Source organism: Shimia sp. NS0008-38b, assembly GCF_040370365.1.
GTDB lineage: Bacteria > Pseudomonadota > Alphaproteobacteria > Rhodobacterales > Rhodobacteraceae > Shimia.
Genome location: NZ_BAABWQ010000004.1, coordinates 383,475 through 403,066, shown reverse-complemented (window position 1 = coordinate 403,066; position 19,592 = coordinate 383,475). Strand labels below are relative to the sequence as shown.

At 56.1% G+C, this 19,592-nt stretch carries 21 protein-coding genes; 13 read left to right on the top strand and 8 right to left on the bottom strand.

Going from position 1 to position 19,592, the window contains the following annotated elements:
• Positions 1-2: 2 nt before the first annotated feature.
• Positions 3-2,594, bottom strand: coding sequence for a type I DNA topoisomerase (gene topA / locus ABWV47_RS18695; protein ID WP_353314674.1), 2,592 nt, complete (start codon positions 2,592-2,594; stop codon positions 3-5).
• Between the two features lie 96 nt (positions 2,595-2,690).
• Between topA and ABWV47_RS18690 the strand changes: the two genes are divergently transcribed.
• On the top strand, positions 2,691-3,170 hold the full coding sequence (locus ABWV47_RS18690; protein WP_353314672.1) for a hypothetical protein: 480 nt from the start codon (positions 2,691-2,693) through the stop codon (positions 3,168-3,170).
• Between the two features lie 7 nt (positions 3,171-3,177).
• On the opposite strand, the gene dprA is transcribed toward ABWV47_RS18690, so the two are convergent.
• Both dprA and tldD read right to left on the bottom strand, forming a co-directional pair.
• A complete protein-coding gene (gene dprA, locus ABWV47_RS18685) occupies positions 3,178-4,326 on the bottom strand; it encodes a DNA-processing protein DprA (RefSeq protein WP_353314670.1) in 1,149 nt (382 codons plus the stop codon).
• 130 nt (positions 4,327-4,456) lie between these two features.
• Complete coding sequence (gene tldD / locus ABWV47_RS18680; protein ID WP_353314668.1) at positions 4,457-5,878, bottom strand: metalloprotease TldD; 1,422 nt, start codon at positions 5,876-5,878, stop codon at positions 4,457-4,459.
• Positions 5,879-6,060: 182 nt separating this feature from the next.
• Here tldD and coxB point away from each other — a divergent pair, with 182 nt between their 5' ends.
• The 11 genes from coxB (at position 6,061) to ABWV47_RS18625 (ending at position 15,917) form a co-directional block, all read left to right on the top strand.
• Positions 6,061-6,909, top strand: coding sequence for a cytochrome c oxidase subunit II (gene coxB, locus ABWV47_RS18675; protein WP_353314666.1), 849 nt, complete (start codon positions 6,061-6,063; stop codon positions 6,907-6,909).
• 78 nt (positions 6,910-6,987) lie between these two features.
• The gene (gene cyoE, locus ABWV47_RS18670) at positions 6,988-7,926 is read left to right on the top strand and encodes a heme o synthase (RefSeq protein ID WP_353314664.1); all 939 of its coding nucleotides are present in this window, start codon (positions 6,988-6,990) and stop codon (positions 7,924-7,926) included.
• A 4-nt stretch (positions 7,927-7,930) separates the two neighbouring features.
• A complete protein-coding gene (locus tag ABWV47_RS18665) occupies positions 7,931-8,098 on the top strand; it encodes a cytochrome c oxidase system small membrane protein (protein WP_353314662.1) in 168 nt (55 codons plus the stop codon).
• Positions 8,098-8,673, top strand: a complete 576-nt coding sequence (locus ABWV47_RS18660; protein ID WP_353314660.1) for a cytochrome c oxidase assembly protein — start codon at positions 8,098-8,100, stop codon at positions 8,671-8,673. Before ABWV47_RS18665 ends, ABWV47_RS18660 begins: the two co-directional genes overlap by 1 nt.
• 32 nt (positions 8,674-8,705) lie before the next feature.
• On the top strand, positions 8,706-9,506 hold the full coding sequence (locus ABWV47_RS18655) for a cytochrome c oxidase subunit 3 (RefSeq protein WP_353314658.1): 801 nt from the start codon (positions 8,706-8,708) through the stop codon (positions 9,504-9,506).
• A 97-nt stretch (positions 9,507-9,603) separates the two neighbouring features.
• Positions 9,604-10,293 (top strand): SURF1 family protein, encoded by a 690-nt coding sequence (locus ABWV47_RS18650; RefSeq protein ID WP_353314656.1) that lies wholly within the window; start codon positions 9,604-9,606, stop codon positions 10,291-10,293.
• Positions 10,290-11,678 (top strand): threonine synthase, encoded by a 1,389-nt coding sequence (gene thrC / locus ABWV47_RS18645; protein ID WP_353314654.1) that lies wholly within the window; start codon positions 10,290-10,292, stop codon positions 11,676-11,678. Before ABWV47_RS18650 ends, thrC begins: the two co-directional genes overlap by 4 nt.
• Positions 11,675-12,937: a M16 family metallopeptidase gene (locus ABWV47_RS18640; RefSeq protein WP_353314652.1), complete on the top strand. Its 1,263-nt coding sequence runs from the start codon at positions 11,675-11,677 to the stop codon at positions 12,935-12,937. The genes thrC and ABWV47_RS18640 overlap by 4 nt, the downstream gene beginning before the upstream one ends.
• The gene (locus ABWV47_RS18635; protein ID WP_353314650.1) at positions 12,937-13,527 is read left to right on the top strand and encodes a GNAT family N-acetyltransferase; all 591 of its coding nucleotides are present in this window, start codon (positions 12,937-12,939) and stop codon (positions 13,525-13,527) included. Before ABWV47_RS18640 ends, ABWV47_RS18635 begins: the two co-directional genes overlap by 1 nt.
• 137 nt (positions 13,528-13,664) lie before the next feature.
• Positions 13,665-14,474 (top strand): MBL fold metallo-hydrolase, encoded by an 810-nt coding sequence (locus ABWV47_RS18630; RefSeq protein ID WP_353314648.1) that lies wholly within the window; start codon positions 13,665-13,667, stop codon positions 14,472-14,474.
• Between the two features lie 33 nt (positions 14,475-14,507).
• A complete protein-coding gene (locus ABWV47_RS18625) occupies positions 14,508-15,917 on the top strand; it encodes an FAD-binding oxidoreductase (protein ID WP_353314646.1) in 1,410 nt (469 codons plus the stop codon).
• Positions 15,918-15,986: 69 nt separating this feature from the next.
• Here the strand turns inward: ABWV47_RS18625 and ABWV47_RS18620 are convergent, their stop codons facing one another.
• On the bottom strand, positions 15,987-16,526 hold the full coding sequence (locus ABWV47_RS18620; protein ID WP_353314644.1) for an adenine phosphoribosyltransferase: 540 nt from the start codon (positions 16,524-16,526) through the stop codon (positions 15,987-15,989).
• A gap of 71 nt (positions 16,527-16,597) precedes the next feature.
• Positions 16,598-16,726 (bottom strand): hypothetical protein, encoded by a 129-nt coding sequence (locus tag ABWV47_RS18615; protein WP_353314642.1) that lies wholly within the window; start codon positions 16,724-16,726, stop codon positions 16,598-16,600.
• Positions 16,727-16,837: 111 nt separating this feature from the next.
• Here ABWV47_RS18615 and ABWV47_RS18610 point away from each other — a divergent pair, with 111 nt between their 5' ends.
• On the top strand, positions 16,838-17,041 hold the full coding sequence (locus ABWV47_RS18610; protein WP_353314640.1) for a hypothetical protein: 204 nt from the start codon (positions 16,838-16,840) through the stop codon (positions 17,039-17,041).
• Here ABWV47_RS18610 and ABWV47_RS18605 read toward each other — a convergent pair.
• The 3 genes from ABWV47_RS18605 to ABWV47_RS18595 form a co-directional block, all read right to left on the bottom strand.
• On the bottom strand, positions 17,038-17,667 hold the full coding sequence (locus tag ABWV47_RS18605) for a LysE family translocator (protein WP_353314638.1): 630 nt from the start codon (positions 17,665-17,667) through the stop codon (positions 17,038-17,040). The genes ABWV47_RS18610 and ABWV47_RS18605 overlap by 4 nt on opposite strands.
• 79 nt (positions 17,668-17,746) lie before the next feature.
• Complete coding sequence (locus ABWV47_RS18600) at positions 17,747-18,586, bottom strand: hypothetical protein (protein ID WP_353314636.1); 840 nt, start codon at positions 18,584-18,586, stop codon at positions 17,747-17,749.
• Between the two features lie 63 nt (positions 18,587-18,649).
• Positions 18,650-19,546: an S-methyl-5'-thioadenosine phosphorylase gene (locus tag ABWV47_RS18595; RefSeq protein WP_353314634.1), complete on the bottom strand. Its 897-nt coding sequence runs from the start codon at positions 19,544-19,546 to the stop codon at positions 18,650-18,652.
• Between the last annotated feature and the right edge of the window lie 46 nt (positions 19,547-19,592).

The window sequence follows — 19,592 nt, the reverse complement described above, 5'->3', positions numbered from 1 at the left end:
GTCTATTTCTTGGCGGCGGCTTTTTTCGCCGGAGCTTTTTTCTTAGCAGTCGGCTTCTTTTTTGCTGCCGCTTTTTTCTTGGCAGGTTTTTTGCCCGCCTTCTCGACGATCCATTCCATGGCCTGTTCCATAGTCACGTCTTTGACATCGACCTCTTTTGGAATGGTCGCATTGACCTTTTCCCATTTGACATAAGGACCATAGCGGCCATCCATGATGTTGACCGGGCCGCCCGCATCCGGGTGTTCGCCAAGCTCACGCAACGCCTTGGCGGCAGCACGACGTCCACGGCCCGGGTTGTTGCGCTTCTCCGTGATCATTTCCATCGCGCGGTTCATACCGATCTCAAAAACGTCGAGCGTTTCTTTGAGGTTGGCATAGATCGGTTTTTCTTCGTCCGGCAACTGGTGCATGATGTAGGGACCAAAGCGGCCCAGATTGGAGGCAATCATACCCCCTTCAGGATGCTCGCCGATTTCACGAGGCAGGGTAAGCAGAGTGACTGCCTGCTCTAAGGTCACCTCTTCGGGTCCCCAACCGGGCAAAAACTCCTTGCCTTGTTTGGGCAGAGAGGAACGCGGTGGTTTTTTGTTTTCAGGCGTGGCTTCGCCGCGCTGTACGTAGGGGCCAAAGCGACCGGATTTCAGGTGGATTTCGTCACCTGCATCTTCGCCCAGAACCTTTTCGTAGCCTTCCGCACCTTCGCCAGAGATCGGACGGGTGTAGTTACATTCGGGGTAGTTGCCACACCCCACAAAGCCGCCGGTGCGTGAGGTCTTCAGGTGCAGTTGACCAGCACCACATTTGGGGCAAATGCGTGGGTCGGAACCATCCTCACGTGGCGGATACAGTTGTGGCGCTAGTGCGTCGTCCAGAATGTCGAGGACTTCGGAAATGCGCAGGTCGCTGGTCTCAGCGATGGCTGCGGAAAAATCCTTCCAGAAACGTGTGAGCACGTTTTTGTAGTTACGCTCGCCGGCGGAGACGTCATCAAGCTCTTCTTCGAGGTTCGCCGTGAATTCATATCCGACATATTGGCGGAAGAAATTCACCAAGAAAATGGTCACGATCCGGCCCTTTTCCTCGGGGAAGAGACGGTTTTTCTCTTTGCGAACGTACTCGCGATCTTGGATGGTGGTGATCACAGAGGCGTAGGTCGAAGGGCGGCCAATGCCGAGCTCTTCCATACGCTTCACCAATGTCGCCTCGGTGTAGCGTGGCGGCGGTTGGGTGAAATGCTGTTCTGGTGAGACAGAGCGTTTGGCCATGGCTTCGCCTTGCGCGATCTGCGGCAGGCGCTTGTCATCATCATCCACAACTTGATCATCGCGGCCTTCTTCATAGACACGCATAAAGCCATCAAACAACACGACTTGTCCGGTGGCGCGCAGCTCGATTTGTTGATCAGCGGAGGCGATATCGACGGTGGTGCGCTCCATGCGGGCCCCTGCCATCTGACATGCCAGCGTGCGTTTCCAGATCAGGTCATAGAGCTTGCGCTGATCGTCTTCGGAGACTTTCAGATCAGACGGTTTGCGGGTCATTTCTGTGGGGCGAATACACTCGTGCGCTTCTTGCGCGTTTTTGGCTTTGTTTTTGTATTCACGTGGTTTTTCAGGCACATATTCTGCGCCGTAGAGGGACGTGATGGCGTTTCGGGCTTCGGTCACCGCCTCGGGTGCCATGTCGATGCCATCGGTCCGCATATAGGTGATGTAGCCTGCCTCATAGAGACGCTGCGCTGTGTTCATGCATTGCTTGGCGCCCATGCCAAATTTGCGGCTGGCTTCTTGCTGCAAAGTGGAGGTCATGAAGGGGGCGGATGGATTGCGGGAGGCAGGTTTGGCCTCAACACGGGCCACTTTCAAGTCCCGACTTTGGATGGCTTGCACAGCCAGCTCAGCGGCTGTGGAGTTTTCCAAGGAGAACTTATCAAGCTTTTCGCCGCCCAATACGGTCAGGCGGGCTTCAAACTCTTGACCACGTGGGGTCGCGAGCATGGATTTCACAGACCAGTATTCACGGGCATTGAAGGCATCGATTTCGGCCTCACGCTCTACGATCAGACGCAGGCAGACAGATTGCACACGGCCTGCAGAGCGCGCGCCGGGCAATTTTCGCCACAACACGGGCGAGAGATTGAAACCCACAAGATAGTCGAGCGCGCGGCGCGCCAGATAGGCGTCCACCAACGGTTGGTCGATCTGACGTGGGTTTCGCATGGCCTCGGTGACGGCGGTCTTGGTGATGGCGTTGAACACCACACGTGACACTGGTGTGTCTTTTTTGATGGCGCGACGTTTGCGCAACGCTTCCTCAAGGTGCCAACTGATCGCTTCGCCTTCGCGATCGGGGTCGGTTGCGAGGATCAGTTCGTTGTCATCTTTGAGGGCGTCCGCGATCGCTTTGACGTGGGGGCGGGAGCTGTTGCCGATTTCCCAGGTCATTTCAAAATCGTCGTCGGGATCCACCGAACCGTTTTTGGCGGGCAAATCGCGGATGTGGCCGTAAGACGCCAAGACAGTGTAGTCTGAGCCAAGGTATTTATTAATTGTTTTGGCTTTGGCTGGGGACTCTACGACGACAACTGGCATTCATTTTCCTCTCGACTCGGCGCGAGCCTTATGGCGGCGAAAAATGTGGGGCGAAAGGGGGGATTGTCAATGCATGTCGGTTTTTGCGGTAAAAGAATGATGCACAGAAAGGGAAATAGCGTGTTTTTGAAGCGAGTGATTTTGGCGGCCACGGTTGCAGTTTGTACTGTGGGGAGTGCGTGGGCACAAAGTTGGACCGAGCCTGCGCGCGGGTCGCAGCAGCGCAAAGATTTGATGAGCGCCGTGCGACCCATCGCAGAATGGCAACTTGGAGCGCCGGTACAGTTTGTGGTGAACGAACTGCGGGTGTCAGGTGATATCGCGTTTGCAATGCTTCAGGCGCAACGCCCCGGTGGGCAGCCAATTGATTTGGAGCAGACGCCGGGCAATGCGCGAGGTGAAATGTATGTGGAAGACATGGATGGCGCGCGGTTTGACGTGCTCTACAAGAAATCCGGAAATATGTGGGTGGCGGTCACTTGGACGCTGGGCGCAACGGAGGCTTGGTGGTCATGGAAGCCAATCTGTGATGCGTTTGGGCCGGTCATTGAAGACTATTGCCAATACGTAGAGTAACTGCGTTTCAGGTTTTGGACAGCAAACCACCGGCAAGTCGTGTGACTTTGCCGTCCATTTCCAAATCCAGAAGTGCGGCCGTGAGATCGTGCGCGCGTATCGACAGGTCGCGATTCAGCTGATCCTCGCTCAGTGGCGAAGGGCCGAGTCGGGTGAGTATCTCGCTGTGCAGCGCTGCTGTTTCGCGCAGGCTGCGCGGAGGGGTGGTCGGCGTGTCCAGCGGGATGATTGGCGTGTCTTTGGGGGCGGGCATGCGCATAGGCAAGGTGTTGAGAGCCTCCAGCACATCGGCAGCATCGCGCACCAAAAGCGCGCCATCTCGGATAAGAATGTTCGCGCCCGCAGCGCGGGCATCAAAAGGATGTCCCGGCACAGCAAGCACATCGCGGCTTTGATCCAATGCGATGCGCGCAGTCAACAGGCTACCGGATTTGGCGGCTGCCTCGACCACGACAACGGCACGCACCAAGCCAGAGATAATCCTGTTGCGTGCAGGGAAGTGGCGTGCGCGGGGTTCCATGGTGGGGGGCTGCTCAGACAGGCAGAGGCCTTTTTCACTAATTTCTTCAGCCAACTGATTGTTTTTAGCGGGGTAGGGGCGCGACAGGCCGCCCGCATATACGGCGATTGTGCCGGTCTCCAAAGCGGCCTCATGCGCCGCAGCGTCGATGCCACGGGCAAGACCCGAAACCACCGTCAGACCTGCCTCTCCCAGTTCTTGTCCCAAGCGGCGCGCCATGCGTTGGCCCAATGAGGAGGCGTTGCGCGCACCGATCACTGCCACGCAGGGGGTGTTCAGAAGCTCGGCACGACCCAAGGTCCACACCATCGGCGGTGCATCAGGCGTTTCAGCAAGCAGACGGGGATACTCGGCCTCGCCAAAGAAAAGCGGCCGCGCTCCAAGAGCCCGGCCGGTGTTCAGTTCGCGTTCTGCGTCTTCGGTCGATGTGGGTGTGTACCGAGACACACCAGCAGTTCTTGCTATGTCGGGCAGGGCCTCGAGTGCCGTCTGCGCCGTTCCGTATTCTCGCATCAGCCGATGATATGTTATTGCCCCGACGCGGCGGGATCGCAAGAGGCGAAGCCGCGTCAATCGCGCTTCCTCCGTGGTGGGTGGGATTTGGGGGTGAGTGGAAGAAATTCGATCTTCGGTCATCCGCAACCTCGCCTGCTTGCAAGACAAGGATTAAGCTTTCAGTGGTTAACAGGGCGTAAATCAAACCAGAAAAAATTGTCATTACACAAAAATAAATGGTCTGGGCTGCTATTAACCACAGTTAGCGGATCTAGGATGCGGACCCTCCGACGGTCAAACCTTCCATCAGAACAGTGGGTTGCCCCACACCCACCGGCACCCATTGGCCAGCTTTGCCGCAATTGCCCATGCCCGGATCAAGGGCCATATCGTTGCCCAGCCCCTTAATCTGCATCATTGCGGTCGCACCATCACCTATTAACGTGGCTCCCTTTACAGGCGCGCCGACCTTGCCGTTTTCAACCCGGTAGGCCTCGGTACAGGAGAACACGAACTTGCCATTGGTGATGTCTACCTGCCCGCCGCCAAAGCCGACAGCATAGATGCCATCCTTCAGAGACGCGACCAGATCAGAAGGATCAGAGCTGCCACCTTCCATATAGGTGTTGGTCATACGTGGCATCGGAGCGTGGGCGTAGCTTTCGCGACGGCCGTTGCCTGTGGGAGACACATCCATGAGGCGCGCGTTTTGTCGGTCCTGCATGTAGCCGACCAGAATGCCGTCTTCGATCAGCGTGGTTTTGCCGGAGGGTGTGCCCTCGTCATCAATGGTGATCGAACCACGGCGGTCGGGAATGGTTCCGTCATCAATCACGGTCACCCCTTTAGAGGCCACTTGCTGTCCGATCATGCCAGAGAATTTGGAGCTGCCTTTGCGGTTAAAGTCGCCTTCAAGGCCGTGGCCCACCGCTTCGTGTAGCAGAATGCCGGGCCAGCCTGGCCCCAGCACGACTTCCATGGGACCTGCCGGTGCCGCGACAGCGTCTAGATTGACCAAAGCGACACGCAGGGCCTCTTGGGTTTTGGCTTGCCAGTCTTTGGGATCAAGCAGCCCATCAAGCCCGATGCGCCCGCCGCCGCCAGCGGCGCCGCTTTCACGGCGGCCGTTCTCTTCGACAATGACCGAGACGTTCACACGTGTCATGGGACGCACGTCAGAAATATGGGTGCCGTCAGGGCGCAGAATGTGCACCTCTTGATGGGATGCAGCCAGCGTGGCCGAAACTTGAACCACACGGGGATCAAGGTCACGTGCGAACATGTCGATGTCGCGCAGGGTTTCGATCTTCACCGGAAAGTCGATGCCACCAATAGGATCCGCGTCGGTGTAAAGTCGGCGATTGGTGGCGATAGGGCCGGTTGCCAAAGTGCCGCCGCCGCTGCCCACGGCGAGCCGCGCGGTTTCAACGGCGCGCTTGATGGCAGATTCGCTAATTTCGGACGAGTGGGCGTAGCCTGCGACCTCGCCATTGACCGCGCGCAGGCCGAATCCTTCGGCTGCATCATAGCTTGCGGTCTTCAATCGGCCGTCATCGAACACCAAAGCCTCTGCACTTCGGCGTTCGAAAAACAATTCTCCGTCCTCTGCGCCCTCAGTGGCTGCGCGCAACAGGCGCAGGGCTGTGCCCTCATCTACGTTGGTTTCAAAGGGTTGAAAGCGCGTGTTTGTCATCGGTGGTCATGCCTCTTGTTTTGATCTAAATCAAAAAAGCGTCTGTTTGCCGCAAGCTTCGATCTTTATCTGTGGGAGAGAATATGTTTTTTAGGCGCGAAACAACAGCAGGATTCCGCCGAAAGGTGCTAGGGATTCTGTGATACCGTCAAGAACAACACCGCAACCGATCAGGGTGACACATGCGAATTCTATCGACATTCCTGGGCCTTATGGCAGCCACCATCGCCGCGCCCGCCTTTGCGCAGAGCGCCGAAACCATCGGCAAACCCGTTCCAAAAGCAACCGGCTTCCAGCCAGCTGCGACAGAACTGGCGCGCCAAATCCATTCTTTGGACAACCTGCTCCTCTGGATCATCGTTATTATTACGCTGTTCGTGACCGGTTTGTTGGCGTACTGCATCGTCCGCTTCAACCGCCGCTCCAACCCAGAGCCTGGTACATTCACGCACAACTCTCCTCTGGAAATTGCTTGGACCCTTGGTCCAATCCTGATCCTGTTGTTCATCGGCGCAAACAGCTTGCCGGTTCTGTTCAACCAGCAGGAAATCCCAGAAGGTGAAGTGCACATCAAAGTGACCGGGTACCAGTGGTACTGGGGGTATGAATACACAGACCACGAATTTGAATTCGAAAGCTTCCTGCTTGGCAAAGACGAATTGGCGGCGAACGGCTACAACGACGATGAATACCTATTGGCAACCGACACAAAAGTGGTCGTGCCCATTGGCAAAACAGTTGTCATGGATGTGACCGGCGCAGATGTGATCCACAGCTGGACCATTCCAGCCTTTGGTGTGAAACAGGATGCTGTGCCAGGCCGTATCGCTCAGCTTTGGTTTAAAGCGGAGAAAGAAGGCATCTACTTCGGTCAGTGTTCTGAGCTTTGCGGCAAAGACCACGCGTATATGCCAATCACCGTTCAGGTGGTGTCTGAGGCTGAGTACGACGCTTGGCTCAAAGGCGCGATCGAAGAGTACGCTGGCGACATGTCCACCCTTCCGGGTATGGAACTCGCCTCTGCTGACTGAGCGATCAGGGCGGGAGTGTTCCCGCCACACAAAAGCCAAGGCGGGCAAGGTGCCCGCCTTTGATACACAGGACAGAACATGAGCGACGCAAGCATCCATACGCAAGCCAGCCACGGTGAAGCAGAATTCGGCGATTACTTCGCGCTGCTGAAACCACGGGTGATGTCGCTTGTTGTGTTCACAGCCGCTGTAGGTTTGTTGGCCGCGCCCGGTTCTGTGCACCCTTTTGTTGCGTTCTGCGCGATTTTGTTCATTGCCGTAGGCGGCGGTGCTTCCGGCGCGTTGAACATGTGGTATGACGCCGACATCGACCGGCTTATGAAACGGACGCAGGGGCGTCCGATCCCTGCGGGGAAAGTCACAGAAGGCGAAGCGCTCGCTGTTGGTGTGGCGCTTTCTGGTTTCTCGGTTGTGATGTTGGGGCTGGCCGCCAATTGGGTTGCGGCCGGGTTGTTGGCTTTCACAATCTTCTTCTACGCGGTGATCTACACCATGTGGCTGAAACGTTGGACGCCGCAGAACATCGTGATTGGTGGTGCGGCTGGTGCCTTCCCGCCAATGATTGGTTGGGCGGTTGTGACCGGCGGTATTTCGATTGAAAGCGTGCTGATGTTCACACTGACCTTTATGTGGACCCCGCCACACTTCTGGGCGCTGTGTTTGTTTATGAAGTCCGACTACAAAGACGCAGGCGTGCCGATGTTGCATGTGACCCACGGGCGTCGCGTGACTCGCAACCACATTTTGGTTTACACGCTGCTGCTCGCCGTTGTCGCAATAGGCATGGCCTTCACCGGCGTTGGTGGGCCAATCTATCTTACGACGGCTGTCATTTTGAATGGTTTGTTTGTGGCTGGCGCGATTTCAATCTGGCGTCGCGACGAAAAAATTTCTGAGGCAGATGGTTACAAGCGTGAACGCGCGTTTTTTGCCCTGTCGTTGCTTTACCTGTTCTTGCATTTTGGTGCGATTTTGGCAGAGGCCACGTTGGCCCCTTATGGCATTGGAGGATGGTAAGCAGATGAGCTTTCGCGAGGAACACGAACTGCACAAGCGCCGCTTTGGCCGCAACGTTGGGGTTGCGCTGGTGCTGGTGAGCTTCATTGTCATCGTTTTTGGCCTGACCGTGGTGAAAGTCACCCGCGGGGATTATGAGCCAGAAAACGCCAGCATCCAGAGGGATCAGTGATGGCGATGGACCCGAAGAAAAAGACGTTGGTTCAGACCGTGGGCGTGGTTGTGACCATGGGCGCGCTGGCTTGGGCATCGGTGCCGTTTTACGACTGGTTCTGCCGAGTGACAGGCTTTGGTGGTGTGACCAACGTTGCGGAGACCGGCAGCGATGTGATCTTGGACAAGACCATCAAAGTGCGCTTTGACGCCTCCACTGAGCGTCACATGCCGTGGGACTTCAAACCCATGCAGCGCGAAATGGAAATTCGCATCGGTGAAACTGGGCTGGCGTTTTATGAGGCGCACAACCCAACCGACCGGGCTGTGGCCGGCACCGCGAGCTACAATGTGGCGCCCTATGACGCAGGTGGTTTCTTCACAAAAATCGATTGCTTCTGCTTTGAAGAGCAGGTGCTGCAACCCGGCGAAACAGTCATGATGCCGGTGAGTTTTTACGTAGATCCGGAGATCGTTGATGACCGGGACGCAAAATATGTAAAGGTGATCACTTTGGGATACACCTTCTATGAAACTGACTTGCCCGAAGAGTTGGCGTCCTTGACGCCAGCGGGTGAGAGCAAGCAAAACTAAGGGCAAGCCTTCCAACGAGGGAAACTGAAAAAATGGCGCACGCGAAAAATCACGACTATCACATTCTCCCCCCGTCGGCGTATCCGCTCATCGGCTCAGTGGCAGGCTTCGTCATGCTACTTGGTGCTGTATTATGGATGCACGACAGTGGTCCTTGGATCTTCCTTATGGGTCTCATTGGTGTGCTCTACACCATGTGGGGCTGGTGGGCTGAAGTCATTGCAGAAAGCAAAGTGGGCGACCACACACCGGTGGTGCAGATTGGTCTGCGCTATGGGTTCATTCTCTTCATCATGTCCGAAGTTATGTTCTTCTCGGCATGGTTCTGGACCTTCTTCAAACACGCAATGTACCCAATGGGTCCAAACAGCCCTGCGATGGATGGTGTGTGGCCACCTGCTGGCATCGAGACGTTTGACCCGTGGCATCTGCCGCTGATCAACACGCTGATCCTGCTGTGTTCTGGCTGTGCCGCGACATGGGCACACCACGCTCTGGCACATGAAGACAACCGCGAGGACGTGAAGTGGGGTCTGATCATCTCTGTGGCTTTGGGCGCAATCTTCACCGTGTTCCAAGCCTATGAATACAGCCACGCAGCCTTTGGCTTCTCTGGCAATATCTACGGCGCATCCTTCTTTATGGCGACTGGCTTTCACGGCTTTCACGTGATCATCGGTACGATCTTTTTGCTGGTGTGTCTGCTGCGTTTGCAGGCTGGCCACTTTACCAAAGAAAAGCACGTCGGTTTTGAAGCCGCTGCTTGGTACTGGCACTTTGTGGATGTGGTCTGGTTGTTCCTGTTTGCAGCCATTTACATTTGGGGCCAATAAGCCTGCGTGCAAAAGGTTGATCCTTTTGCCTGAATACGATTAAAGCAGAGCGCGGCAGATAATCCTGCCGCGCTTTTTCTTTTAAAGGACTTCTGAAGTGCGCCGACTGATTCTGCCGTTGTTTTTTGGCATTTTGGGCACTGTTGTGCTGGTGTCTTTGGGCATATGGCAGCTGCAGCGGATGGCGGAAAAAGAAGCGTATCTCGCTGATATCGACGCGCGGATGTCCGGTGCACCTACGGCCTTGCCAGATGCCATCGACCCGGTTGACGACAAATACCTGCCAGTGGTGGTTTCTGGCACGATCCTGAGCGATGAAATTCATCTGCTGGCAAGCACGCGCGACGTCGGGGCCGTTTACCGGATTGTGTCTGTTTTTGAGACCAGCGACGGGCGGCGCATCTTGGCGGATCGCGGTTGGGTGAAAACGGAAGACAAAGACGCGACGGATCGCGCGCCCGAGGCTGCGGAGTTGACAGGCAACTTGCATTGGCCAGAGGAACGCGACAGTTTCACGCCGGAAAATGATGTGCAGGCAAATATCTGGTTTGCGCGTGATGTGGACCAAATGGCCACGCAGCTGAACACAGAGCCAGTGTTGCTTATTGTGCGGGAAACGACTGAAAAAAACGCACCTGTGACGCCCTTACCTATAGACAAAGTGGGCATTCCCAATGACCACTTGGAATATGTGATCACCTGGTTCGGACTGGCAATTGTATGGGTGGCAATGACCCTGTATTACCTGCGCCGAATGCGCAAAACCAAAAAGGCACTAGAGACGTGAAATACATTTCGACCCGTGGAAATGCCCCGGAGCTGAGCTTTGAAGAGGCCATGCTGACCGGCCTTGCCCGTGATGGCGGTTTGTATGTGCCAAAAACGATCCCGACACTGAGCGTGGATGAGATCGCAAGCCTCGCAGGCAAATCTTACGAGGAAGCGGCTTTTGTTGTGATGCGCCCGTTTGTGGGCGACGCTTTCACCGATGACGAGTTCAAGGGCATCATCGCGCGCGCCTATGCCAATTTTCGCCACGAGGCGCGTGCGCCTTTGGTGCAATTGGCCCCAAATCACTATTTGCTTGAGCTGTTTCACGGCCCAACGTTGGCGTTCAAAGACTTTGCGATGCAATTGATTGGCCAATTGTTCCAGTTCTCGCTGGGCCGTCGGAATGAACGCGTGACCATCGTTGGGGCAACCTCTGGCGACACCGGCTCAGCCGCGATTGAGGCGTTTCGCGGTTTGGAGAACGTGGATGTGTTTATTCTGTTCCCGCACGGGCGCGTGTCGCCCATTCAGCGCAAACAGATGACCACTCCGGAAGATGCGAATGTGCATGCACTGGCTTTGGACGGTGACTTTGACGATTGTCAGGCCAAGCTCAAAGACATGTTCAACGACTTTGAGTTCCGCGATGGCGTGAAACTGGCCGGTGTGAACTCGATCAACTGGGCACGGGTTTTGGCGCAGGTTGTGTATTACTTTACCTCGGCTGTGAGCCTTGGCGCGCCGCATCGTAAGGTGAGCTTTACGGTGCCGACTGGCAACTTTGGCGATATCTTTGCAGGTTACATCGCCAAGAAGATGGGGCTGCCCATTGAGAAGCTGGTGATTGCCACCAACCAGAACGATATTTTGCACCGCACCATGGAGAGTGGCGCCTATACCAAAGAGGGCGTGACGCCTTCGATCAGCCCCTCTATGGACATTCAGGTGAGCTCAAACTTTGAGCGCGCACTTTTTGATGCTTATGGCCGGGATGGCAATGCCGTCTCGCAACTGATGGACGAGCTCAACGATGGTTCGTTTGCTATCAGCCAAGGGGCAATGGAAACATTGCGAGAGCATTTTGACAGCGGTCGGGTGTCTGAGGATGAAACCAAAGCCACGATTGCAGCGGAATTTACCGCGTGTGGAGAAGTGCTTTGCCCACACTCCGCAGTTGGCGTAAAGGTCGGGAATGCCCATATGGGGGCAGTGCCTATGGTCACGCTGGCCACGGCGCACCCAGCTAAGTTCCCGGATGCGGTTGAGGCTGCCATGGGCGTAAGGCCGGGGCTTCCGACACATATGGCGGATATGATGGATAAAGATGAACGCGTGACCCGTGTGCCCAATGATCTTGGAGCCTTGGAAGCGCTTATTAAGGAACGGATTGCACAACGTTGACGGTTAAGTTTCATACACTCTCAAATGGGTTTCGCATCGCTACTGAACATATGCCTGGGCTAGAAAGTGCCTCGATTGGCATTTGGGTGAACGCTGGGGGCCGCCATGAGCGCGCGCCGCAAAACGGCATAGCGCACTTTCTGGAGCACATGGCCTTCAAAGGCACCAAGCGCCGAAACGCGCTGGAAATTGCGGAAACCATTGAGGATGTGGGAGGCTATATCAACGCCTATACCAGTCGCGAGGTGACCGCATATTACGCGCGCGTGCTGAAAAACGATGTGGCGCTGGCCATGGATGTGGTGGGCGATATTGTGCTCAACCCGATCTTTGATCCCAGTGAAATCGAGGTGGAGCGCGGTGTGATCTTGCAAGAGATCGGACAGGCGTTGGATACGCCGGATGATGTGGTCTTTGACTGGTTGCAAGAACGCGCTTACCCGGATCAACCTATTGGCCGCACCATTCTGGGTGAGGGCGACCACGTGCGCAGTTTTGACCGCGAAGATCTTGCAAGATTTGTAAAGGAACATTACCGGCCTGAGCGTATGATTTTGTCAGCGGCTGGTGCTGTGGATCATGATGACATCGTGCGGCTTGCCGAAGAGATGTTCGGCCATCTCGAGCGTGGGCCTGCGATTGAATTGGTGCCTGCGCAGTTTTCAGGTGGCGAGTACCGCACGGAAAAGGCGTTGGAACAGGCGCATTTCGCGATTGGGTTTGAAAGCCCGGATTATTGCAGCCCAGATATCTACACTGCGCAGATTTACTCCTCTGCATTGGGCGGCGGAATGTCGAGCCGTCTGTTTCAGGAAGTGCGCGAAAAGCGTGGGCTGTGTTATTCAATTTTTGCGCAGACCGGAGCCTATGCCGACACCGGCATGACGACAATCTATGCGGGCACATCTGGCGGACAGATTGCGGAGCTGGCCGAAATCACCATTGATGAGCTCAAGCGCGCAGCAGAAGATATCAATGCCGTTGAAATTGCACGCGCCCGCACGCAGATGAAGGCGGGTTTGTTGATGGGACTGGAAAGCCCATCAAGCCGCGCAGAGCGTTTGGCGCGGATGTTGGCGATTTGGGATCATGTTCCAAGCTTGCCTGAAACCGTGGAGCGCATCGATGCGGTGTCGGATGCCGATGTCCGCCGTTTTGCGGAGCAGATGGCAACGCAGGCACGCTGCGCGATGGCGCTTTACGGTCCTGTGTCTGCGGCGCCAGCCTTGGAAGCCTTGGAAGAGAGGCGCGCTGCCTGATGCTTCTGACGCGGCGCAGGGTTCGGATAGAGACCGACCAGCTGACGTTACGTCCGCCCATCCACGCGGATTTCCGCGAATGGGCGGAGTTGCGCAGCGCCAGCGCCGATTTCTTGGTGCCGTGGGAGCCCGTGTGGGCTGCAAGCCACCTAAGCCGCAAAAGTTTCACCAACCGCGTCTATTGGGCACAGCGGTCGATCTCCAATGACACTGCGGTGCCTTTGTTTATGTTTCGCCGCAGTGATGAGACCTTGGTGGGGGCCATCACGTTGGACAATATTCGGCGTGGTCCTGCGCAAGCTGGCACATTGGGCTATTGGGTTGGGGCGGCCTTTTCGCGGAAAGGCTATATGAGCGAAGCGATTGAGGCGGTTGTGCATCATGCGTTTAGCCGACTAGAGCTCAGCCGGATCGAAGCCGCGTGTTTGCCGGAGAATATCGCGAGCCGCGGCGTGCTTGAGAAATCTGGTTTCAAGTATGAAGGGGTGGCGCAAAGCTATCTGCAGATCAATGGGCGCTGGCGCACACATGTGTTGTACGCAGCACTGCGTCATGATCGTCGTGGTCGTACTATGGCGGGCCAAGCCTAGGTCAGATCAGCCATCATGGCAGGATGATTTGCCCAAATTTGCGGCGTGACCTCCGAAGCGTCGACCCCGCACAGAAAACAGGGGCGCTTGTTTTTCAGCTTTCTGGTAGTCTTCTTTCAATAGGGAGAGGATTTGCTATGCGGCTACTGTGGATGATCTTCATATTTTTGGCTGGTGCGGCACAGGCGCAAGACCGACGTCCGAGCCACTGCATCGCATTGGCAGAAGCGCCCGGAGTGCAATATCTGCACAAGGCATCTTTTCGCGATCCGGTGGAAAAGCACGACGTGCGGATCAGCTATATCGCACATGCCTCCTTTCTGCTTCAAACCCATGACGGCATTGATGTGGTCACAGACTACACAGGCTTTTTGGGCGCGACAGACCTTGTACCGGATGTGGTCACTATGAACCACGCGCACGACACACATTGGACGGCCAATCCCGATCCGGCTGTGCCACATGTTTTACCGGGCTGGGGCGACTATGGGCTTGGAATCGAGCATCACCTTGATCTGGGCTCCATGCTGGTGCGCAATGTGGCCACTGATATTCGCAGCTATGGTGGTGTTGAGGAAAAGGGCAACTCGATCTTTGTGTTTGAGGTTGCTGGCCTGTGCATTGGCCACCTTGGGCATCTGCATCATGAGCCCAATGACGCGCAATATGCGGCTCTTGGGCGGCTCGATATTGTGATGGCAGCGGTGGATGGCGGTATGAGCTTGGATGTGCCCACCATGATCCGGGTTTTGCGGCGGCTGCGGGCCCAAGTGGTGATCCCAATGCATTGGTTTGAGGACTGGACGCTGGCGGCGTTTTTGACCGGTATGTCGGATGCATATCTGGTGGAGCGCAGACCGGGAAATGCACTTACTATGAGCTTACGTGACCTGCCATCTCAGCCAACAATCATGGTGCTGTCGCCGCGCTATCTGCAAGACCCCTAGACGGAGGATTGTCTGGGGCGTAAGCCTTGGCGTATGACCTTAAACGCTGCCACTCCCGCCTTTGTACAAGCCCTTGCCGACAGTTTGCCCGATGACACGCTGCGCGCCCCTGAAACTCAGTATCTAGAAGAGCCGCGCGGACGGTTTTTCGGCGAAGGTGGCGTTGTCGCGTTGCCACGCTCGGTTGAGGAGGTTGCTGCAGTCGTAAAGGCTTGTGCGGCGGCGCGGGTTGGCGTTGTGCCTTATGGCGGCGGTACCGGGCTTGTGGGGGGGCAAGTGGCCACGGGCGCGCCCGCGCCACTGATCCTGTCTTTGCAGAGGATGACTGCCATTCGTACGGTGCATGCACTTGAAAACGTTTTGGTGGCAGATGCAGGTGTGATCCTTGTGGATGTTCAATCGGCTGCCACCGCCGTTGACAGGCTGTTTCCATTGTCGTTGGGATCGGAAGGTTCCGCACGCATCGGGGGCAATTTGTCCACCAACGCTGGTGGTGTGAACGTTTTGCGATACGGGAACACGCGGGATCTGTGTTTGGGGCTGGAGGCGGTCTTGCCCAACGGCGATATTTGGCACGGGCTGACACGGCTGCGCAAGGACAACACAGGCTACGATCTGCGCAACCTTATGATTGGGGCGGAGGGCACGTTGGGCGTGATCACCGGCGCGGCGCTGAAATTGTTTGCGCGACCCAAGTTTGTGGCAACTGCGATGATGGTGGTGACAGACCCGCAGGCGGCGTTGCGCCTGTTGGCCCTTGCGCGCGGCATCGCGGGTGAGTCAGTCTCCGCCTTTGAATTGTTACACGCGCATGGGATGGAGTTTGTGTCTGAGACCTTGCCGGACGTACGTCTGCCATTTCCTGAGGCCCCAGAGTGGTCTGTGCTGATCGAAGTTGGCGCGGCGACAGCGGCGCAGGAGCAACTGGAAGCTTTGTTTGAGGCTGCCCTGAATGAGGGGTTGGTGCACGATGGTTTGATTGCACAGAGCGCGCGCCAGAGGGATGAAATGTGGAGCCTAAGAGAGCACATTCCCGTTGCCAACAAAGCGATTGGCTCCGTTGCCAGCCACGATATCTCCCTGCCACTTGAGGCGTTGCCGGAATTCATCACAGAAGCAGACGCCATGATCGCTGCGAAAGGCCCGTTCCGGATCAACTGTTTTGGCCATCTTGGAGATGGCAATCTGCACTATAATATTTTTCCACCCAAGGGTGGCAGTCGGCATGACTATGACGATCTGCGCCATGATTTAAGCGCAGCAGTGTATGAACTGGTGCATCAATATGAGGGATCGTTTAGCGCCGAACACGGCGTGGGGCGCTTGAAGGTAGGCACGCTGGAAAAATATGCCGATCCGGCACGGCTTGCGGCGATGCGTGCCATCAAAGACGCCCTAGACCCGATAGGCATAATGAACCCGGGCGCCGTGCTTGCGCGCTAGGATGTTGACTTGCTGCACGTGTCCTTGGAGGTGTCCACGATGGATAAGGCGGGGGCAAAGCCCCGATTTTTAGAGCCCTTCGAATTCACACAGCACCGATACATCCATCCCCATTGCCTCTAGCTTTTTACGGCCACCAAGCTCTGGGAGGTCGATGATGAAGGCGCAGCTAATGATTTCTCCGCCCAGCCTCTCAATCAATTTGATACCAGCCTCAGCGGTGCCGCCGGTGGCCAGTAAGTCATCCACCACGAGGATTTGTTCGCCGGGTTGAATGGCGTCGTCGTGGAGTTCCACAATCGCCTCGCCGTATTCCAATTTATATTCCTGCGAAATCGTGGTGCCGGGCAGTTTACCCTTTTTGCGGATCGGCACAAAGCCGACGCTTAGCTGGTGTGCGATTGCGCCACCAAGGATAAAGCCACGCGCTTCAAGTCCGACAACTTTGTCGATGCGTGTGCCGGCGTAGGGGTGCAGCATCTGGTCGATTGCCATGCGAAAGCCGCGTGGATCGGCGAACAAGGTTGTGACATCGCGGAACATGATCCCTTCATGCGGGAAGTCCACAATGGTGCGGATGTAGTCTTTTACGTTGGCGCTTTTGGGCATCAGATTCCCCAGAGAGTGGCAGTTGTTACCTGCGATATCTCGCCGATGCGGGCCCCCAGCGCAAGGGGGGGTTATGGTTGTTTGGCATCTCCGTGGAAGCGTCGCAAACGATACATTGCATTGCTCAACCAAGAGGCATGAGGCTTGTGCCAATCCATGCGATCGGTGACCAGAAGTGTTTTGGCTGTGTTCAGGTTCATTTTTGTTTTCCTTTCCTGAAAGGCCTCAGATATAATTTTCGTGTAGACTATGTATATTTAATGTATATACACTCCATCGTGATTTCAAGACAAAGACGGACGGACGCTGCCATGCCCAAAAAAGACAAGACCGATCTGGGCGGCGCAACCTCCAAGAAAAAGTCCAAGTCTAAAAACAAAGACAGCCAACTGGTGTTGCGGCTTGATAAAGAAGAACGCGACGCATTTGTCGACCTTTGCAAGGATCTAGACACCAGCGCCGCACGTGAAATTCGCGGTTTCATACGCAAATTTATGAAGAAAAACGGTGGTTAAGTCGCGCGTTTGAGTGTGGCCGTCAGAACACCCATTCCGATCAAGGTTAGGCCACCCAATCTCGTCAGACTGTGCATCACCGCAGGGCGCTCAATGCGGCTGCGCAGGCGGTCTGCAAGCAATGCATAAGCCAGTGCATTCAGTGCGGCGAGGGTCACAAACGTGGCGATAAGGATTGCGAACTGCGGCAGCATTGGCGCCGATGGAGTCAGAAACTGCGGTACGAAGGCAATGAAGAAACCAATGCTTTTGGGGTTTAAGGCGGTAACGGCAGCGGCGTGGCCAAAGACCCCATGTGCCGGTAGCTCACTCGCTTTGGTCATATCCCCAAGAGTGGCTGTTCCGGCAGTGCGCACCATTTTTACGCCCAACCAAATCAAATATACGGCACCAACCCATTTCAGCACAGCAAAAGCTGTGGCTGACGCCAACACCAAAGCCCCCAATCCCATAAGAGATGCGGTCATTGCGATCAGATCGCCTAGGGCGACTCCCGCAGCTGTCGCCACGGCGACTTTGCGCCCCTGTGTGAGCGCGTAGCTGAGAACCAGCAGGATGGTCGGACCCGGGATCAACAAAAGAGCGGTGGATGCGGCGACAAACGTCAGCCAGAGATCAAAAGACATGAGTGCGGCCTTGGAGACGCTGTGGATTGGGCGTGTACCAAACCGCAAAGCCGTGCCTTCGTCTAGGGGTTTTGTACCGCTATGGCAGTTTTATTGCCTGTACATGCATCCAATCAAAATTGCGCTCACGCCCCAGCGACACCCATCCTTCCTGCTCCCAGAAGGTCCAAAAGTCGAGACAATCGGCACGTGCCAATCTGGCTTTGTCCCACCCCCAATTCAGCTTGTTTCGGCTGGGGTCAAAATCAATGGCTGCCGCGAAAGAGTGGGTTGACCAGGTGCTGCCCCCGCGCTTTTTGCGCACTGCTTTGCAGCCGCCGTAGATGTCGAGCCCCATGTCCCTGCGCGCCGCATCATCATAGCGGTCTGCGATTTTGGTCAAAACCCGCTCCAGACTTTCAGCAAGTTTTGGGTGGCACCCAATTTTGGATGTCTTGGCCGAGCGATCCCAATCCAATTTCATGGTCCAGGGAACACGTACAATTTTGGTAGCGGGCTCGCCGCCGCGGTTGGGGTTGAAGTCAAAAAAATCAAACAGTTCAGCCTGTCCGGGGCGATCGGTTGGCCACCCATTGGGGTTGCTGTTCAACGGTACGATATCGCGAAAGTTTAGAGGCCGCTCGCCGGTGTTTTTGAAGAACCGGAAATCTGCGTAGGCAGACTCTGTCAGGCTGCCCCAAAGGCCATCAGCAGGACCGGGATCAAACTCTGCATCTTTGCATACCAGTTGAAAGGCGGCCACTCGTTTGCGCGCTGTGCTCCAGCCAGTTGGCGTGCCGTGCAGTTCTGCTGGGCGGGCGTCAATCAGCTGGGCGACGGCGGTGTCCAAAGTTGCGTTGAGGTCACCGTCGATGGGGCCAGTGTATTTTCCGGCCGCATCCATTTCTTGCTGCAAAATACGAATAGCACCTTGTTTCATGGTCGTTCTCCCAAAAATATCTCTCTAAAATTGGGGAGACCATACCACGAAATGGCGGCTGTTCTAAGTGGAGGAGTTCAATACCCTGCCTGCGACGGCACCAAGTTTTGCCACCATGCCTGCGTCGCGCTTGTCTGGCGCTGTAAGGATGGCGAATTCCAGAGCGCGATCGCAGCCGTGCTCACAGGGCGCACGATTTTGACCAAGCAGGTCGGGCAGGCGGCGGACCAAGTCGCGGGCTTTGTTGGCGTTGCCGGTCAATATGGCAATGATTTCTGTCACATCCACTTCGCCGTGGTCCGGATGCCAGCTGTCATAATCGGTGACCATGGCGACAGAGGCATAGCAGAGCTCTGCTTCGCGGGCCAATTTTGCCTCGGGCATGTTGGTCATACCGATCACATCTGCGCCCCAGCTTTCACGGTACATTTTGCTTTCTGCCAGTGTGGAAAACTGCGGGCCTTCCATCGCCAGATAAGTGCCGCCTTTGTGCACGGTGATGCCTGCGTCGGTGGCTGCCGTGAAACAGGCATCTGACAATCGGGGGCAGGTGGGGTGCGCAACGCTGACGTGGGCCACAAGACCGGGGCCGAAGAAGGATTTTTCGCGTGCAAACGTGCGGTCAATGAATTGATCCACAACGACAAAGTCTCCTGGAGCCATGTTTTCACGGAAGCTGCCTGTTGCGGAAACGGAGATCACATCGGTGACGCCTAGGCGCTTAAGAGCGTCGATGTTGGCGCGGTAGGGCACCGAGCTTGGTGTGTGTACATGACCACGGCCGTGACGCGGCAAGAAAGCCATTTTCACACCACCCAAACGCCCCGTGAGGATTTCATCAGACGGTGTGCCAAACGGGCTCTCAACGGCCTGCCATTTGGCGTCTTCCAGCCCGTCGATGTCGTAAATGCCGGATCCGCCAATCACGGCGATCATGGTCTCTTTGGTGGCCTCAGTCATGGCTGTCTCCCCGTTCCAAATCTTGCGGCAAGTCTTGGGCAGGGCA

Bases quoted from the DNA above. Each gene is read 5' to 3' on its own strand.
- topA (WP_353314674.1), bottom strand. From the start codon at position 2,594: ATGCCAGTTGTCGTCGTAGAGTCCCCAGCCAAAGCCAAAACAATTAAT.
- ABWV47_RS18625 (WP_353314646.1), top strand. From the start codon at position 14,508: ATGACCTTAAACGCTGCCACTCCCGCCTTTGTACAAGCCCTTGCCGAC.
- cyoE (WP_353314664.1), top strand. From the start codon at position 6,988: ATGAGCGACGCAAGCATCCATACGCAAGCCAGCCACGGTGAAGCAGAA.
- ABWV47_RS18620 (WP_353314644.1), bottom strand. From the start codon at position 16,526: ATGCCCAAAAGCGCCAACGTAAAAGACTACATCCGCACCATTGTGGAC.
- ABWV47_RS18655 (WP_353314658.1), top strand. From the start codon at position 8,706: ATGGCGCACGCGAAAAATCACGACTATCACATTCTCCCCCCGTCGGCG.
- ABWV47_RS18630 (WP_353314648.1), top strand. From the start codon at position 13,665: ATGCGGCTACTGTGGATGATCTTCATATTTTTGGCTGGTGCGGCACAG.
- dprA (WP_353314670.1), bottom strand. From the start codon at position 4,326: ATGACCGAAGATCGAATTTCTTCCACTCACCCCCAAATCCCACCCACC.
- ABWV47_RS18605 (WP_353314638.1), bottom strand. From the start codon at position 17,667: ATGTCTTTTGATCTCTGGCTGACGTTTGTCGCCGCATCCACCGCTCTT.
- ABWV47_RS18690 (WP_353314672.1), top strand. From the start codon at position 2,691: ATGATGCACAGAAAGGGAAATAGCGTGTTTTTGAAGCGAGTGATTTTG.
- tldD (WP_353314668.1), bottom strand. From the start codon at position 5,878: ATGACAAACACGCGCTTTCAACCCTTTGAAACCAACGTAGATGAGGGC.
- ABWV47_RS18610 (WP_353314640.1), top strand. From the start codon at position 16,838: ATGCCCAAAAAAGACAAGACCGATCTGGGCGGCGCAACCTCCAAGAAA.
- coxB (WP_353314666.1), top strand. From the start codon at position 6,061: ATGCGAATTCTATCGACATTCCTGGGCCTTATGGCAGCCACCATCGCC.
- ABWV47_RS18600 (WP_353314636.1), bottom strand. From the start codon at position 18,586: ATGAAACAAGGTGCTATTCGTATTTTGCAGCAAGAAATGGATGCGGCC.
- ABWV47_RS18615 (WP_353314642.1), bottom strand. From the start codon at position 16,726: ATGAACCTGAACACAGCCAAAACACTTCTGGTCACCGATCGCATGGAT.
- ABWV47_RS18635 (WP_353314650.1), top strand. From the start codon at position 12,937: ATGCTTCTGACGCGGCGCAGGGTTCGGATAGAGACCGACCAGCTGACG.
- ABWV47_RS18665 (WP_353314662.1), top strand. From the start codon at position 7,931: ATGAGCTTTCGCGAGGAACACGAACTGCACAAGCGCCGCTTTGGCCGC.
- ABWV47_RS18595 (WP_353314634.1), bottom strand. From the start codon at position 19,546: ATGACTGAGGCCACCAAAGAGACCATGATCGCCGTGATTGGCGGATCC.
- ABWV47_RS18660 (WP_353314660.1), top strand. From the start codon at position 8,098: ATGGCGATGGACCCGAAGAAAAAGACGTTGGTTCAGACCGTGGGCGTG.